The 14,269-nt window shown below is 53.2% G+C and carries 14 protein-coding genes and 1 other RNA gene; 8 read left to right on the forward strand and 7 right to left on the reverse strand.

Translation table 11 applies throughout. From position 1 onward, the window contains the following. On the forward strand, nucleotides 1-1,185 hold a 1,185-nt coding region (locus tag QEH59_RS10275), incomplete at its 5' end, for a transposase (RefSeq protein ID WP_308985284.1). Between the two features lie 44 nt (nucleotides 1,186-1,229). Here QEH59_RS10275 and QEH59_RS10280 read toward each other — a convergent pair. After that, nucleotides 1,230-3,770: a DEAD/DEAH box helicase gene (locus QEH59_RS10280; protein ID WP_308985285.1), complete on the reverse strand. Its 2,541-nt coding sequence runs from the start codon at nucleotides 3,768-3,770 to the stop codon at nucleotides 1,230-1,232. 255 nt (nucleotides 3,771-4,025) lie between these two features. On the opposite strand from QEH59_RS10280, the gene QEH59_RS10285 reads away from it, so the two are divergent. Beyond that, complete coding sequence (locus tag QEH59_RS10285) at nucleotides 4,026-4,829, forward strand: histidinol-phosphatase (RefSeq protein WP_308985286.1); 804 nt, start codon at nucleotides 4,026-4,028, stop codon at nucleotides 4,827-4,829. Here QEH59_RS10285 and QEH59_RS10290 read toward each other — a convergent pair. The 4 genes from QEH59_RS10290 to QEH59_RS10305 form a co-directional block, all read right to left on the reverse strand. Next, nucleotides 4,826-6,187 carry an AMP-binding protein gene (locus QEH59_RS10290; protein ID WP_308985287.1) on the reverse strand — a complete coding sequence of 454 codons (1,362 nt, stop codon included), beginning with the start codon at nucleotides 6,185-6,187 and terminating at the stop codon, nucleotides 4,826-4,828. The two genes, QEH59_RS10285 and QEH59_RS10290, sit on opposite strands and share 4 nt — an antisense overlap. Before the next feature lie 9 nt (nucleotides 6,188-6,196). Then, on the reverse strand, nucleotides 6,197-6,895 hold the full coding sequence (locus QEH59_RS10295; protein ID WP_308985288.1) for an SDR family NAD(P)-dependent oxidoreductase: 699 nt from the start codon (nucleotides 6,893-6,895) through the stop codon (nucleotides 6,197-6,199). After that, on the reverse strand, nucleotides 6,892-7,212 hold the full coding sequence (locus QEH59_RS10300) for a hypothetical protein (RefSeq protein ID WP_308985289.1): 321 nt from the start codon (nucleotides 7,210-7,212) through the stop codon (nucleotides 6,892-6,894). The genes QEH59_RS10295 and QEH59_RS10300 overlap by 4 nt, the downstream gene beginning before the upstream one ends. 130 nt (nucleotides 7,213-7,342) lie before the next feature. Further along, nucleotides 7,343-7,918 carry a sugar transferase gene (locus QEH59_RS10305; protein WP_308985290.1) on the reverse strand — a complete coding sequence of 192 codons (576 nt, stop codon included), beginning with the start codon at nucleotides 7,916-7,918 and terminating at the stop codon, nucleotides 7,343-7,345. A gap of 145 nt (nucleotides 7,919-8,063) precedes the next feature. Between QEH59_RS10305 and QEH59_RS10310 the strand changes: the two genes are divergently transcribed. Continuing rightward, entirely contained in the window at nucleotides 8,064-9,218 is a 1,155-nt protein-coding gene (locus tag QEH59_RS10310) for a M29 family metallopeptidase (RefSeq protein ID WP_308985291.1), read from the forward strand. A 193-nt stretch (nucleotides 9,219-9,411) separates the two neighbouring features. Here QEH59_RS10310 and QEH59_RS10315 read toward each other — a convergent pair whose 3' ends face one another. Together QEH59_RS10315 and QEH59_RS10320 are read right to left on the reverse strand one after the other, a co-directional pair. Then, nucleotides 9,412-10,236 (reverse strand): mechanosensitive ion channel family protein, encoded by an 825-nt coding sequence (locus QEH59_RS10315; protein ID WP_308985292.1) that lies wholly within the window; start codon nucleotides 10,234-10,236, stop codon nucleotides 9,412-9,414. A 3-nt stretch (nucleotides 10,237-10,239) separates the two neighbouring features. Further along, nucleotides 10,240-11,019 (reverse strand): DUF432 domain-containing protein, encoded by a 780-nt coding sequence (locus QEH59_RS10320; RefSeq protein WP_308985293.1) that lies wholly within the window; start codon nucleotides 11,017-11,019, stop codon nucleotides 10,240-10,242. Nucleotides 11,020-11,229: 210 nt separating this feature from the next. Here QEH59_RS10320 and QEH59_RS10325 point away from each other — a divergent pair, with 210 nt between their 5' ends. From QEH59_RS10325 to yajC, 5 genes are all read left to right on the forward strand, one after another. Next, nucleotides 11,230-11,991, forward strand: coding sequence for a putative 4-mercaptohistidine N1-methyltransferase (locus QEH59_RS10325; RefSeq protein ID WP_308985294.1), 762 nt, complete (start codon nucleotides 11,230-11,232; stop codon nucleotides 11,989-11,991). Between the two features lie 50 nt (nucleotides 11,992-12,041). Next, nucleotides 12,042-12,425, forward strand: an RNA gene (rnpB, locus tag QEH59_RS10330) — RNase P RNA component class A. Nucleotides 12,426-12,622: 197 nt separating this feature from the next. Beyond that, complete coding sequence (gene rpsT, locus QEH59_RS10335; RefSeq protein WP_308985295.1) at nucleotides 12,623-12,880, forward strand: 30S ribosomal protein S20; 258 nt, start codon at nucleotides 12,623-12,625, stop codon at nucleotides 12,878-12,880. Between the two features lie 75 nt (nucleotides 12,881-12,955). After that, the gene (locus tag QEH59_RS10340) at nucleotides 12,956-13,762 is read left to right on the forward strand and encodes a pseudouridine synthase (protein WP_308985296.1); all 807 of its coding nucleotides are present in this window, start codon (nucleotides 12,956-12,958) and stop codon (nucleotides 13,760-13,762) included. A 165-nt stretch (nucleotides 13,763-13,927) separates the two neighbouring features. Further along, complete coding sequence (gene yajC, locus QEH59_RS10345) at nucleotides 13,928-14,251, forward strand: preprotein translocase subunit YajC (RefSeq protein WP_308985297.1); 324 nt, start codon at nucleotides 13,928-13,930, stop codon at nucleotides 14,249-14,251. Nucleotides 14,252-14,269: the final 18 nt, after the last annotated feature.

A 14,269-nucleotide genomic window follows, 5' to 3' on the forward strand; every position in this document is an offset into this window, starting at 1 on the left:
ATCACCTCAGAGTCGGCAGCTTCATCAGCCAAGCCCTGCAGTCGCTCAGGCAAATCTACGCTGCATTTTGATCCGGATTACTTGGACACCGTTCAATGGATTGACTTAGTGAAAGGAATGCGGATGCTTGTGTGGGGGAGTATGAAGGTTAGGCGTACAAAGATTCATGGTCGGGATGCGGTTTACCATTGCATGACGCGGGTGGTGAATGGGGAGCGGCTGTTCAAGGATCGTGAGAAGGAGATGCTGCGTAAGATGATCTGGCAGGTGGCGGATTTTTGCGGGGTGCAGGTGCTGACTTATTGTGTGATGTCGAATCACTTTCATGTGCTCTTGCGTGTGCCGGATCGTCAGCAGGTGGATGATGCTGAATTGATGCGCCGCTATCAGGTGCTGTATCCGAAACCTACCAAGTATCAGGCGGCTTCGGTTGAGGTGCTGCGCTCTCAGTTGGAGGCGGATTCTGAGGAGGCGCAGCAGTTGCGTGCGAAGCTGCTGGCGCGGATGGGCGATGTCTCTGAATATATGAAGGCGGTGAAGCAGCGCTTTTCGGTCTGGTTTAATCGTAATCATAAGCGCTATGGTACACTGTGGGCGGACCGTTTTAAGTCGGTGCTGGTGGAGGGACATGGGAATCCGCTGCAAACGATGGCGGCTTATATTGATCTGAATCCTGTGCGTGCGGGGCTGGTGGAGGATCCTAAGGATTATCGTTTCTGCGGCTACGCGGAGGCGGTGGCGTCGCTTGGCTCTGTGATCTTAGGGGGCACAGAAGACTCCAAATCGAAGGTGGATGCTCGGATGGGATGTCGAGCTGGTTTGTTGCATGTTTGGGGTGACCACTTGTCGTCGGGAGCTGGTTTGGCGGAGGCCTTGATGCAGCATCGTCAGTTGATCTTTGGCAAGCGTGCGGCGGATGCCGGCCTGTCTGAGGTGGAGCGTGCGGCTGCTTTGAAGGTGCTGAATGAAGAGGGCGGTCAATTACCGAAGTCGGTGATGCTGCGCTGTCGGGTGCGTTATTTTACTGACGGTGCGATTCTGGGATCGGCTGAGTTTGTGCGTGGCTTTACGGGTGCATGGCAAATGGAGCGTGGGCGCAAGCATCCTCCAAAGGTGAATGCGATGCGTGGTGATTGGGGTGGCTTGGCTGTGATTCAGGGGCTGCGTAAGCAGGTGTTTGGATGAGTGGTGAAGTGGAGGACGACTTCTGTTGATCTTTGTCGCTGCCTTTAGTCTGCAATCGATGTTAATTCTAAGGGCACGATCTTAATCGTGCCGCTTTCCTTGGCTTCCGTCATTGAAAGGCTGAAGCTGATTTGAAAATCGTTGAGCTCTTCGGGATCGACTAGGGTTTGTTCGATGAGCCAGCTTGTGCGGTCTTCGGATTCGGTGATCTTGGTGTTGGCTTTATTGCGCGCGCCGGGATCGAGGCGGATCCATTCGTGGCTTTCGTAGTAGGCTTCCATCGCGTTGCTGAGTGCGGTGTATTTCCAGCGGGCTTCGGGGAACATCTGGTCGAGTGGAAAGTGTTCGTCGATCTCTTGATATTCCTTGTTGGCTAGCATGCGTAGAAAGCGGAAGACTTCGTTGCGCACGAGGCGGGTGAAGGCTTCGCGGTCGTGAGTGATATCGCTCGGGCCGGTGGGCGCGGGGAGGGCTTCGTCGCTATTGGGCTTATAGTCGGGGTCTTTGAGTGTCTCCCATTCATCCAATAGGCTGGAATCGGTGATGCGTAGCAATGTCTCGATATAAGTGACGACTTCGTTCACGGCTTCGGTTTTGAAGGCGGGCGGAATGGTGTTGGTGAGCACGCGGTAGACATTGGTCAGATGGCGTAGTAGCAGACCTTCCGCACGGGTGAGCCCGTAGAGTTTGACGTAGTCGGCGAAACTGCTGTAGCGCTCAAACATCTCGCGGGCAATTGATTTGGGGCGAATGTTCTCGCCGCCGACCCAAGGGTGTAGGGCGGAGAAGCGGTTGAATGTTTCGTAGATGAATTCGCTTTCGGGCTTGGGATATTCGAGTTTTTCCAGCTCTTCCATACGGTCGTCGTATTCGATGCCGGCGGCTTTCATTTCGGCGACTTTGTCACCTTTTAACTTGTCGAGCTGCTTGCGCAGAATGATGTCGGGGTTTTCTAAAATAGATTCCACCAGGCTGAGCAGCTTGAGCTCATACTCGGGGGCGGTGGTGTCGAGCAGGCCGAGTGTGTCGATGCAATACAGCGCGAGTGTTTGATTGAGCGAAAAGTCGTCTTGAAGTTCCAGGTTGACGCGTAGTTTCGGTTCGCTGCCCTTAGGCATGATCTCGATGATGTTGCGGTCGGTGAGTGCGCGGAATAGCTGGAAGGCTTGTTTGCGCATGCTCTTCTTGGACTGTTCGGAATTGTGGCAGTCGCGGATGAGTTGGCGCATGGCGGCGCAGCCGTCGCTTTGGCGGCTGAGCACATTGAGTAGCATGCTGTGGGATACCTGGAAGCTGGAAGTGAGCGGTTCCGCGGGGGCGCCTTGCAGGCGTTGGTAAGTTTGTTCGTCCCAGTGCACGAATCCGCGTTTGGGTGGCTTGCGCTTGACTAGCTTTTTCTTCTTTTTCGGGTCAGCGGCTGCTTTGGCTTCCAAGCGCTTGTTTTCAATTACGTGCTCGGGTGCCATGGCGACGACGTAGCCGTGGTCGTCGAAGCCCTTGCGGCCTGCACGTCCACTGATTTGGTGGAAGTCGCGTGCGGTCAGAATACTGGTTTTGACGCCTCCATATTTGCAGAGTTGGGTGAATAGCACCGTGCGAATCGGGACATTCACCCCTACGCCCAAGGTGTCGGTGCCGCAAATGATTTTGAGTAGGCCTTTCTGTGCCAGCTTTTCAATCAGCACCCGGTATTTGGGAAGTAGGCCGGCGTGGTGGAGACCGATGCCACTGCGCAGTAGTTTCTTGATCTCTTTGCCAAAGGGGCTGCTGAAGGAGGCGCCTTGTAACTCCTTTGTGATAATCGCTTTTTCCTCTTTGCTGCAGACGTTAATGCTGAGCAAGCTTTGTGCGGTTTCGGATGCCGCTCGTTGGGTGAAATGCACAATGTAGACCGGAAACTTGTTGGCTGCCTGCAATTTCTCCAGCGTCTCTGTGAGCGGGTCTTCGACGTAGGTGAATTCCAATGGCACGGGGCGCTCGGTGCTGGATACGGTGACGCACTCGTTGCCGGTAACGCGTTCGAGTTCGCGTTCAAAGAAGCGCGTTTCACCCAATGTGGCAGAAATTAGCAAAAAACGTGATTGAGGCAAAGTGAGTAGGGGAGCTTGCCAAGCGCCACCGCGCTCCCCGTCGGAATAGTAATGAAACTCGTCCATGATCACATCATGGACTTTTGCCTGATCGCCGTCACGTAGCGCGATATTGGCCAAGATCTCGGCGGTGCAGCAGAGGATGGGGGCTCCGCGGTTGACGCTGGCGTCGCCGGTCATCATGCCGACATTTTCGGGGCCAAAGTCGCGACAGAGTGCAAGGAACTTTTCATTGACCAATGCCTTGATTGGACATGTGTAGACAGATTGACGCCCCAGTGATGCAGATAGGAAGTGTAGTGCCGCCGCCACCAACGATTTTCCGGAGCCAGTGGGCGTATTGAGGATGACATTTTTGCCGGAGAAGATTTCCAGAATCGCTTCCTCTTGCGCGGGGTAGAGTTCAATGCCTTTGACCAATGCATATTCAAGGAAGTGCTCCATGAGTGCATCGGGGTCGTTGACGTTGGTCAGAGGCTTGAGTGGGTAGTCCATGTGGCGACAGCATTTGGCTTTGAACGCGAGGGTGCAAGAGTTGACATCGTAGGAGGACTTTTTGAGAGGAATGGCAGATCCGATCTGGGAAGATGGAGCTTGTATGCACGGTGTTTTTTTCGATTTGCGGGGGGGCATGTGTTGAGACGGCATTTCGTCCTTAGAGATTTGCTGTGATTCTTTTCATTCTTCTCGGTTGCGTCATTCGTCAAAGGCGGATAAGCCCGTGTCTATATTATGCGCGTTGATTCACACATGCACACTCCACTTTGCGGCCACGCCGTGGGTGAACCGATCGAATACGCTATGATGGCGGCTGAGCGTGGGATCGATTTGATCACGATTACCTGTCACATTCCTATGCGTTGGGAGGCTTTTGGGCAGGCAGGCATCCGGATGCAGCGTGAGCAGCTCGATGATTATATTACTTTAGTTCAGAATACTGCCAAGCAAGCAAAACCGCTTGGGGTCGAAGTGCTCTGCGGTATTGAGGCGGAAGTGTATCCGGACGAAGCCGAACTGGAACCGATGGATGAGATCTTGAGCAGCTATAATTTCGATTTCGTCCTAGGTTCACTGCATGCACAGTGCCGTAGCTATATCGAATGGCTTTCGAATCATAAGGTGAAGAGCGATGCGATGAAGATTGATAGTTATTTCCGTCATTTGAAGGACGGAGTGCAATCGGGACGTTATGACAGTATGTCTCATCCGGATGTGATTCGCACTTATGGGGTGATACGTAAATTTGAGCCAATAAAGCATGAGGAAGTCATTCGCGAATTCCTGCAAGCTGTGGTGGAGGAAGATATGTGCATGGAGGTGAACACCAGTGGCTTGACCAAAGGGGACTACGAAGTGCATCCTGATCCTCTGATTCTTGATTGGGCTGCGGAGATGGGTGTTAAACTAACCATCGGTTCTGATTCACACCGTCCACATTCTGTTGGTCAGTTTTTTGATGTAATACAGCCCATGTTGCGTGAAAAAGGATTTAAAGATTTGTATTATTTTCGCGGACGCCAACGCCAGCGGATCGAGATGCCGAATGGTTGCTAGTTTGTTTGTGTTGGGCGTCGTAATTTTTTGAAGCGTTCGCCAAAGATAGCTTCGTCGACGAAGGTGATGCGTACAGGCACCTTATAGGGGGAAAGTTGTTGGCGGCAATGCTGCTTGATCAAGCGTTTGAGCTTGCGTGGGTCGGACTCGGCGTGGGGCACGATTTTTGCCGCGACGTTATGGCCGGTGATGGCGTTGGGCTCTCCGTAAACGAGGCAGTCGGCGACTTCTGGCATTTCTAATAAGACGCTTTCGACTTCGGAGGGGGTGACTTTTTCGCCGCCGACATTGATCAGCTCTTCACGCCGTCCGGTGATTTTGAGGAAGCCGTCTTGGGCCTCTTCGACCAAGTCGCCGGTCATAAACCATCCTTCTGCGGTGAAGCGTGACATCTCGTGATTGAGGTAGCCGAGGATTTGGCTCTTGGAGCGCATCCATAGTTCGCCGTCGACGATCTTATATTCGGTGTTGGGATCGTCGAACTTGATGAGTGTGCTCTCGGAAGAGCGGCTGATAGTTTGAGTGATGCCGGTTTCGCTGGTGCCGAAGGTTTGAATTAAGGCGGTGTCGGGGAGTTGCTGCTTGATTCGTTTCAGCAGGCTCTCTGGCATCGGTTCGGTGCCATAGGTGATAAATCTTAAACTGGATAGGTCGTAGCGCTCGGCGGCGCCACTCATTAGAAATAAGTTCAGGAAAGTGGGGGAGGCGGGCAGTAGTTTGACTTTGTGTGTTTCGATGGCTTGAGCGACCACGTGGGCGTCTCTGGAGGCGGGCACTACGATTTTAGCGCCAGTGGCCATGCCGTTGAACAAGGTATTGAGTCCACCGATATGATCGTAGAGCAGGAAGATCAAGATGCACAGGCGACGCGCGCGTTTATGCGCAAAGGGGGCCAACAGGTTTTCGACATCGTGGATCATTGCCTTGGGCGTGCCGGTGCTGCCACTACTGAATAAGATCAAGCCTGGGTGCTGAGTCTGCTTGAGCCTGACGACGTAGTCGTGCGGGGCGCTTGTGGCTGCGATTGGTTGAATTGATAACTCTTGCTGCGCTTGGACCAACCATTGGGCTTGAGCCGCTTCTTCGCGAAGGGTTCTTTCCGATGGGGAGGTGGCTGTAATGGGCGCGACAATGGCCTTGAGCCCGAAGAGGGCAAAGAGCGCGGCGATGCCGTTGAGAGTATAATCGCCCTGAAGTGCCACCACATCGCCTGCTTGTAAGCCGGACTCTGTGAATGCGGCATGGTAGGCTTCGATGCGTTCAGTCAGTGCCGCATAGTTATAGCTTGTGTCACCTTCGACTAAGAATGTGCGATCCGCATAGTCGGTGAAGCGTTGGAACCACCAAGTGTTTTTCATGATCAGTGCTTATGCGACCCCGCCGAGGTAAATGGTTTGTCCTGTGACGAAGGCGCTCTCGTCGCGCAGGAAAAAGTCGACGCAATTGGCGACATCTTCGCAGGTGCCGAAGCGGGGGATGGTTTGGCGTTGGAGTAGGGCCTGCATGCTGGCCTCGGGCACATTTTTGATGAGATCGGTTTCGATCGGAGTGGGGCCGATGGCATTGACGGTGATGCCGTAGTTCGCCAGTTCTTTGGCTGCGGTGCGGGTGATGGATTCTACGCTGGCCTTGCTGGCCGCGTAGAGTGCTTCGCCCTCGAGGTTGAGTGGGTGTGCGATACTGCTGAAATTAACAATTCGGCCTCCGCCGTGGCGGCTCATTTGTTTGCCGCACTCGCGCAGTAGTAGGAAGGTGCCGAGCACGTTGGTATCAAAGATGCGGTCGTAGCTCTTTTTGGGGCTGAGCAGAATGTGGTTCATCGATGCGGTGCCGGCATTATTGATCAGCGCGTAGATCGGGCCGATCTCGCGCTTAATCTTACGCACCATTGCAACGACGGCCTCTTCGTCGGTGACATCTACACAGAAATGGGTGTAGTTCGGGTGTTCCAGATCGCTTTCGCGGCGACTGCAGCCGACGACTGTCCAACCTTGCGCCAGTAGGTGATTCGCGAGGTGGCGACCGATCCCCTTGCGCGTTCCGGTGATGCATGCGATGCGGCTCATGCCTCGGCTGCTTGCTCCTCTTTGTTGATGAGCGTCAGCGCATAGTCGGTGCAGCTGGCGACTTTTCTGAAAGGAGAGTGGGTCATGCTCATGGCATTTTGATTGGCCAGCAGGATGTCGACCCCGATGTCTTCCGAGACGCGCTCTTCCACTTCGGCGATGAAGTTGACGAGATTCATGCTGTCGAGTGCGCTGCGTGCGCCAAACAGACGCGTGTTTTCATCGGCTGTGAGTAGTTCGGGGAGCTCGAGGTCTTCGCCGAGTTCGTGCAGGGTTTCTAAAATGATTTGAAGAACTTGTTCTCTGTTGGTGGCCATTGTATACTTTTTAACAGGTGATTTTGCTGTCGAGCAAGCAGGAATCAGTCAGCAGGTCGCAGAGCGAATGCGGAGATTCGCGTTCCCGGGATCGTGAATCTCTGTATTCGCTCTACGTGAGGGGCAGCCGTTAGTGTTCATCGCCGAGAAATTCACTACGAGTGGCTTGGCCTTCTTCAGAGATGTTTTCACGGCGTAGCACGGTGCTAATGGTCAAACAGAGTATTTTTAGGTCGAGTAAGAAGGAACGGTTTTCGACATACCACAGGTCGAGTTCGAACTGCCGTTGCCAAGTCAGGCCGTTACGGCCATTGATTTGTGCCCAGCCCGTGATGCCGGGGCGGACTTCGTGACGGCGAGCTTGCTCAGCGGAGTAGCGCTCTAGATAGATCGTAGGCAGCGGGCGCGGGCCGACCAGGCTCATGTCGCCCGTGAGTACGTTCCATAACTCCGGTAGTTCATCGAGGCTGGTGCTGCGAAGGAATTGCCCCCATGTGGTGAGGCGCTCTGCGTCATTGCCTGCGCCATTGCGCATGGTACGGAATTTGAGAATATCAAAGGCGTGTCCATTTTGGCCTGTGCGTGTCTGGCGAAAGAAAATGGGGCGGCCCAGTTTCACTAATTGTAAAACTACGAGGATGATGAGCGGCAGACACAGCGCGCATAGCAGCAATAAGCTGGCTACGATGTCGAAGAAACGCTTCATGGCTGCTTGGAATTTTTGTAAGTTTTCAAAATTATTTGCGATTTCATCATCTCAGGCCTATCAGTCAAACCTAGCTTTGACACAGATTAGTGTCCGCCTTCAGCTATTTATGCTCGCAAAACTATTCACCTAATGCTACCGAACCATGATACTCGACGCTAACGAACGCACTTTCCCTCCATTCAGTCTCACTCGTCTACTGACGACTTGTTTCGGTCGCGGTGAGGGCGAAAAAGTCTGTATCCTAATTGATCTGCCGAAGCCGGCCGACATCGAAGATTTTAAATTCCTCGAGGATGAGACGCTCTCGATTCAGAATTATGGGCATGAAGTCTTTTATAAAGGTTTCAAAGAGGGAGCGCTTGAAGCGATGAACTGGACAGGCGGCGATATCTACGCTTATAAGGAAACGGGCGGTAGCAATCTCGATATGGAGGACGATTGCTACGATCCCGCCGGGAATCACCTGAGCCTGGATAAAGATATTTACACCAAGTATGATATTATCCTGACGGTTTCGACCTTCTCCGCGACGGCTCCTTTGACGGCGAAGTGCAAGGAGTTTGGCTTCCGTGGGGCGACTTTGCACGGTCTCAATCAGATTATTTTGGATACTGGACTCGCGGTGGATTACGAAGTAGTCAGCGCCGAAGCTGAAAAGCTGCGTCTCGGACTGACGCAGGCAGACCGTTTTGAAATCGATTTTGAAGTCGAGCGTAAAGTTTACACGCTGACATTGCATACCAATGGGCAGGAAGCGCAAAAGAGCCATGGCCTATGCCCTCCCGGCAAGCCAGATGTGGCGAACCTGCCCGCGGGCGAAGTTTACTTCGTGCCTGAGAGTGCGGACGGTGTCTTTCCTTTCAAATATGATGAGAGCACGATCGGGCTCTTGCATGTCAAGGAGGGGAAGATTTTTAAATCGCAGTTTGTGTATGGCGACTATGCCGAGATTGAAGATCACAATCGTCGTTTGAAAGAAGATCCCATGATCGGGGCATTGGGCGAACTCGGCTTTGGCACACAAGTGCTACCATTCTCGGGACGTGATATCCAGGACGAGAAAATCCTCGGCACCATCCACGTCGCCACGGGCCGCGATGACCATCTCGGGGGCAATATTACACCCGACCTCTTTAAAGAGCACGCCAATGCGTCTCACGACGATGTGCTCTACGCGCCCCACAAGACGCCTGAGATCCGCCTGCAACAAGCACGCATGATTCGCGGCGAGCAGACCGAAATCCTGATCGAGCATTACAAGCCATCGAAGTATATGGTGGATTTGTTGGAAGGGTAGTTTCTTCAGGTAGGGCGGTTTTGCCAAAACCGCCGTTTGTCTGTTGGGGGCCCAGCAACGGTATGTTTCATTTTGGCAATCGGTTTCATTTGGCGAACGGACCTCTCAGCGAGAGGTCCCTACCGGAAACCGAAAATCAACATTCTTGTAGAATGCACTGGGGATGACGCAGGGAGGGGGCTCAGGAGCCCCGCTACTTTTTGAGTTCGTCTGTTTCCTTTGTCACCGTCACCGGAAATGCGGGCGTCTCACTGCCTGCGTAAACAGTGAGGTGGGGGAATGCGATCTCGATGCCTTCGGCGTCGAAGCGCTCTTTGATGTCTTGCATGATGCCGTTTTTAAGATCGAGGAATTTGCTTTTTTCAAACCAAACGCCGAGTAGGAAGTCGAGCGAGGAGGCGCCAAAGTCTTTGAAGAGCACGAGTGGCACTGGCTCGTTGAGACTGTGGGGATTGGCGTCGGCCACTTCTCGTAATACGCGAATGACCTTTTTGACGTCTTCCTTGTAGGCGACTCCGATGTTGATGTCCATGCGTCGAATGGGGAAGCGGGTGACGGTCGTGACTTCGGCTTTGATTAAAGTCTCGTTGGGCATGCGCACGAAGAGGTTGTCGACTGTGCGGAGTTTGACTGATAGCAAGTCGATCGAGAGCACGACGCCGCGTGTGCCGCCGACGATGATGGTGTCACCGACTTCGAAGGGGCGTTCGCCTAGCAGAAAGAGTCCACTGATGAGGTTGGATAAGCTGGTCTGGGCGGCAAAGCCGATGGCAACGGTAACGATGCCGGCGGCGCCCAGCACAGCAGTCAGGTTGACGTGTAATTGTATGAGTGTCGTGCAGATGACCAGGACGATGCCGACATAAAGGCAGGATTTTTGAGCGAGCAGTAGATGGTGCGGCGAGAAGCGTGGTTTGAGCACGCGAGTGAGCAGTCGACTGATCGCAAAGACCAGCCCGAGGCCGATGCAAAGTACGGTGAGGGCGAAAAGTACGGTATTAAAGTCCAGCGGTTTCATGCTTTAGGTCAGTGAGTGGCCGAGTCCGGCAAATGTGCGGCGTATCAGGCCGCGCAGGGGGGCTTCGGGAGCCTCGGTTATTTTGGTGGCGCCGGAGATTTCGGTGGGGGCTTTTTCCTCATAATCGATGGCGCTCAGGTTGTCGCTGCCGTTGTAGCGTATGTTTACCTGGGAGGTCCAAAGCTCCTGGTCGTTTTGCCAGAGGTGGCAGCGGTCGAGTCGTAGGCAGAATTTGGTGCAATGCAGTTGTTCCAGCGATTGATTGTGGATTTGAATCTTGCAGAGCGCACGTGCGGATTTTTCGGAGTTAATGACGGGGCGCTCGCGGCGAGCGCGGCTTTTGATGGCGTAGCAAAGTACGCCTCCAGCGAGATCACCAAACCAGGTATCTGAGAGTATTTCGGCTCGTAGCCGCTCCAAGGGGTGGAGCTGTGGTGCTTCGCCACCGGAGAGTTGGATATCCATCGGGATCGAGATATAAAAATCGACTTTGGCTTTGGGGGCCAGCCGTAGTGGGTGTAGTGGTTGCACCACTAGGGGGCGATTGGGAGTTATGGGTTGCACATGAACCGCCTCCAGCGGGCTTTGAAAGGCGTAGCGCCGGAAGTCAGATTCCGGGTCGGCACCGAGCTGGATACCGGCGCCGCTATCGTCGCGCTTTTCAACCAGTAGTAGATCGCTGCCGCGTTTAATGATACGGATGCGGAGTTGCTCCCATTGCAAACGGATCTCTTTTTGATGGGTAAACTTGAGTGAGCCCCAGGGCGAAGTGTCGGATGACATGTTGTAGCGAATGCTTGATTTACTGCGAAAGGTCAACGGCATCTTGCTTGAACCTGAAAAAATGAGCCGAATCGTTCATTGAGAATTCACTGATGTAAGCTGCCTGGTTTTGTCTTTATTCTGGCCAGAATCTTGCGATTGTTCTGGTCTGCTGGGCATCCGCTCTTGTCGTGTTACGGCCCGGAGTGCTTACTTTTAACGTTTTACAAAATGGTATCTAATAATCCCTACGAGTCCGACGAGCTGCTACAGCAATATTTGGTGTTTCATTACGGTACGGGCGCGCAGCAGTTTCCCTATGTTTTTGGGGGGAGTGATGCACTGCATTTTCCCGTGCGTTGTGTAGTGGAAGGGGTGGATTGGGCGGCGCAGATGCCGTCAGGTGCGCGCGCCTTGGACCTAGGGTGCTCGGTCGGGCGTTCAAGCTTTGAGTTGGCACGCCATTGTCAAGAGGTGGTGGGTATTGATTACTCGCAGGCGTTTATTGATGCGGCCAATCGTATGGCGAGCGAGGGGCGGCATGCGGCGAGGCGACTTGACGAAGGTTCGGCTACGACGCAGTTGATGCTTGAAGTCGCTCCTGAAGTTGACCGTAGCCGTGTGCATTTTGAGCAAGGAGATGCGCAGCGCATTCGTGCGGACATTGGGCAGTTCGATGTAGTGATTGCTTGTAATTTAATTTGTCGTCTGCCCGAGCCAGTGCGCTTGCTGCAGCGTTTGCCTGAGCTGATAAAGCCAGGTGGGCAGCTTTTTATCACCACGCCCTTTACATGGTTGGAGGAATATACGCCTTCAGCCAATTGGCTGGGCGAGGGGGCGCAGGATTCTTTTGCTGGGCTGCGTCGAGCGCTGGAGCCAGCCTTCGCGCTGGATGCGCAGTGGGATATGCCCTTTCTGATCCGTGAGCATGCTAGGAAATTCCAGTATAGTATCGCGCAGGCCAGCCGTTGGCGTCGTACGTCATTCAAGTGAAATTACCGCTTGCACCTATGGAATTGGCGAGCCAGCGTGCAAATGTCGATTTCGGAGTGTGGGCGTTCGCTTGGTCGTAAGATTGAGAGGAAAGTCCGGACACCGTAGGGCAGGATTCCCTGTGAAAGCGGGGGCGCGCTAGGGCAACTTGGCGTGACGGATAGTGTCACAGAAATTATACCGCCCCGAACTTGTTTGGGGTAAGGGTGAAATGGGGAGGTAAGAGCTCACCGCTCCGGAGGTAACGAAGGAGGCAGGATAAACCCAATCCGGTGCAAGGCAAAATAGGGGATCGGGCGGCCCGTCCAATGATTCCGGGTATGTCGCATCTCACTTCGGTGGGAATTTCGCTTCGGCGGGATAGATAAATGAACGCACAGCCAAACGCTTTGGCGCGAGGCGGACAAAATCCGGCTTACAGCACTTCGAAATCGACACTCTTTTTGAATTAGGAATTAAGAATTAAGAATTAAGAAATGAAGCCAGGGTGGCTTGGGCGTGTTGCTAATGATTATTTGTCAATAACTTAAACGTTCTTAGTTGCGGCTTTTTTCTCCTAGTTTCTCAATTTTTACGGCTTGACAGGCTCGTTTGGTACCCGCACTTTCCCGCCTCTTAACTTTTTTCAGCTATGGCTAACACAAAATCAGCACTTAAATACATCCGTAAGACAGAGACGCGTGCTCTGCGTAACCGTCAGGTCAAGACTCGCCTCAAGACTTTCGCTAAGAAGGTGGACGCCGCATCGGCTGCCGGTGACAAGGAAGCGCTTGCAGTCGCTGCACGTGATTTTATCTCCATCTTGGATAAGGCTGGCAAGAATGGTCTTGTGCATCCGAATAAGATTGCGCGTCAAAAAGCACGTTGCGCTAGATTGCTTGCTGCGTAAGCTTTTAATTTAGACTTTTAAAGATGCCCTCGGTTGCGCTTGTCGAACCGAGGGCATTTTGTATGTACTCTTCACGTGTCTGAAAAACCTAATAAGAAAAACGCGATTGGCTTCCCCCCGCCTTTGCTTGGGGATGCGCCCTATCGCATGTCTGTGTTGGCTGAAACCGCCGACTGGCTCGCGCTGGAAAAGCCTGCTGGGGTCGGGGTGCGTGCCTATCCATGGGATGATGAGCCGGATCTGGATTCTGCTTTGAATACGCAGCTGCAAGCGGGCAAGCCTGAGTTGCTGCGGCGAGAGGCGGCGTTGTTTGGCTCGGTATATTATTTGGATCCAGTCATATCTGGGATTGCTGTTTTTGCCAAGAATCGTGAGGCGCTGGCAGATCTGCGTAATCGCTTTGGTTCGGGGGAGTGTCGTTTTCGGTTTCAGTTTGTAGCGGCTGCACTTCCAATAGTGGAGCCCGCATTTCAGGCTGACGCACCCTTGTTGCCGCATAATGTGAAGCCTAAGATGATTCCATCTACGGCTAAAGGGAAGAAGGCTTTTACGGATTTTAAGCGCATTGCAGAGTCGGCAAAGGGCTGGGCACTATGGGAGGCGAGTGTTGATTTCTTTCGTCCGCATCAAGTGCGTGCGCATGCGGCCGTAAATGAGCTCCCGGTGTTGGGGGACTCCGTATATGGCGGTCCGGTTGCTCCCACTCAGCGTGAGCTGCACCCTAAAAAGCAGCGCGCCGGTGTGAATTTGCCTTCATTTCATGGGCTTGCGCTGCATTTGTGCGAGGTGGAGTTGCTTCCTGGGAATGCTGACGCGACGATTCACTGTGCGCCGCCCAAGCATTTGCGCTTACTTTTGCGGCGGATGGGCCTGGGAGATTGATTCGGGGCGTTCAATGTCTGTTTTCTGGAAAAAAGCAGTCAATCGAGGTGATTTTTTAGCCAGATCGAGCGACTAAGTGAGCGCTTCCTGCGTACCATACGAATAGGAACTTGCTATTTGGAGGCGACTGCCTTTCCTTTTGCGGTTTTTCAACATTCAAGCTATATGCCAATTCCCGAAATTTCAACGTTCCTTCCTCTTGCTCAAGCTGCTTCTGGTGGCGGTCTTGGACAGTTCCTACCGATCATTTTACTCTTTGTCGGTATGTGGTTCCTAATTATTGCGCCACAGCGCAAGCGTCAGAAGGCGCATGATAAAATGCTGAGTGAGCTGCAAACTGGAGATGAGATCATCACTACTGGTGGCCTATACGGCACTATAACCAACGTTAAAGACGATCGTTTTGTGGTTCGTATTGCGGATAGCACTAAGGTCGAACTAGGCAAGGGCTTCGTTGCGAACAAGGTTCAGGCTAAAGACGCCGCTTAATTTTCTCTTTCACCTTAA

Source organism: Thalassobacterium sedimentorum (genome assembly GCF_031127905.1).
GTDB classification, from domain to species: Bacteria; Verrucomicrobiota; Verrucomicrobiia; order Opitutales; family Coraliomargaritaceae; genus Thalassobacterium; species Thalassobacterium sedimentorum.

What these genes read in the sequence shown, in the direction of transcription:
- QEH59_RS10295 (WP_308985288.1), bottom strand. Translation starts at nt 6,895, where the DNA reads ATGAGCCGCATCGCATGCATCACCGGAACGCGCAAGGGGATCGGTCGC.
- QEH59_RS10280 (WP_308985285.1), bottom strand. Translation starts at nt 3,770, where the DNA reads ATGGACTACCCACTCAAGCCTCTGACCAACGTCAACGACCCCGATGCA.
- QEH59_RS10315 (WP_308985292.1), bottom strand. Translation starts at nt 10,236, where the DNA reads ATGAAACCGCTGGACTTTAATACCGTACTTTTCGCCCTCACCGTACTT.
- yajC (WP_308985297.1), top strand. Translation starts at nt 13,928, where the DNA reads ATGCCAATTCCCGAAATTTCAACGTTCCTTCCTCTTGCTCAAGCTGCT.
- QEH59_RS10310 (WP_308985291.1), top strand. Translation starts at nt 8,064, where the DNA reads ATGATACTCGACGCTAACGAACGCACTTTCCCTCCATTCAGTCTCACT.
- rpsT (WP_308985295.1), top strand. Translation starts at nt 12,623, where the DNA reads ATGGCTAACACAAAATCAGCACTTAAATACATCCGTAAGACAGAGACG.
- QEH59_RS10325 (WP_308985294.1), top strand. Translation starts at nt 11,230, where the DNA reads ATGGTATCTAATAATCCCTACGAGTCCGACGAGCTGCTACAGCAATAT.
- QEH59_RS10300 (WP_308985289.1), bottom strand. Translation starts at nt 7,212, where the DNA reads ATGGCCACCAACAGAGAACAAGTTCTTCAAATCATTTTAGAAACCCTG.
- QEH59_RS10305 (WP_308985290.1), bottom strand. Translation starts at nt 7,918, where the DNA reads ATGAAGCGTTTCTTCGACATCGTAGCCAGCTTATTGCTGCTATGCGCG.
- QEH59_RS10290 (WP_308985287.1), bottom strand. Translation starts at nt 6,187, where the DNA reads ATGAAAAACACTTGGTGGTTCCAACGCTTCACCGACTATGCGGATCGC.
- QEH59_RS10285 (WP_308985286.1), top strand. Translation starts at nt 4,026, where the DNA reads ATGCACACTCCACTTTGCGGCCACGCCGTGGGTGAACCGATCGAATAC.
- QEH59_RS10320 (WP_308985293.1), bottom strand. Translation starts at nt 11,019, where the DNA reads ATGTCATCCGACACTTCGCCCTGGGGCTCACTCAAGTTTACCCATCAA.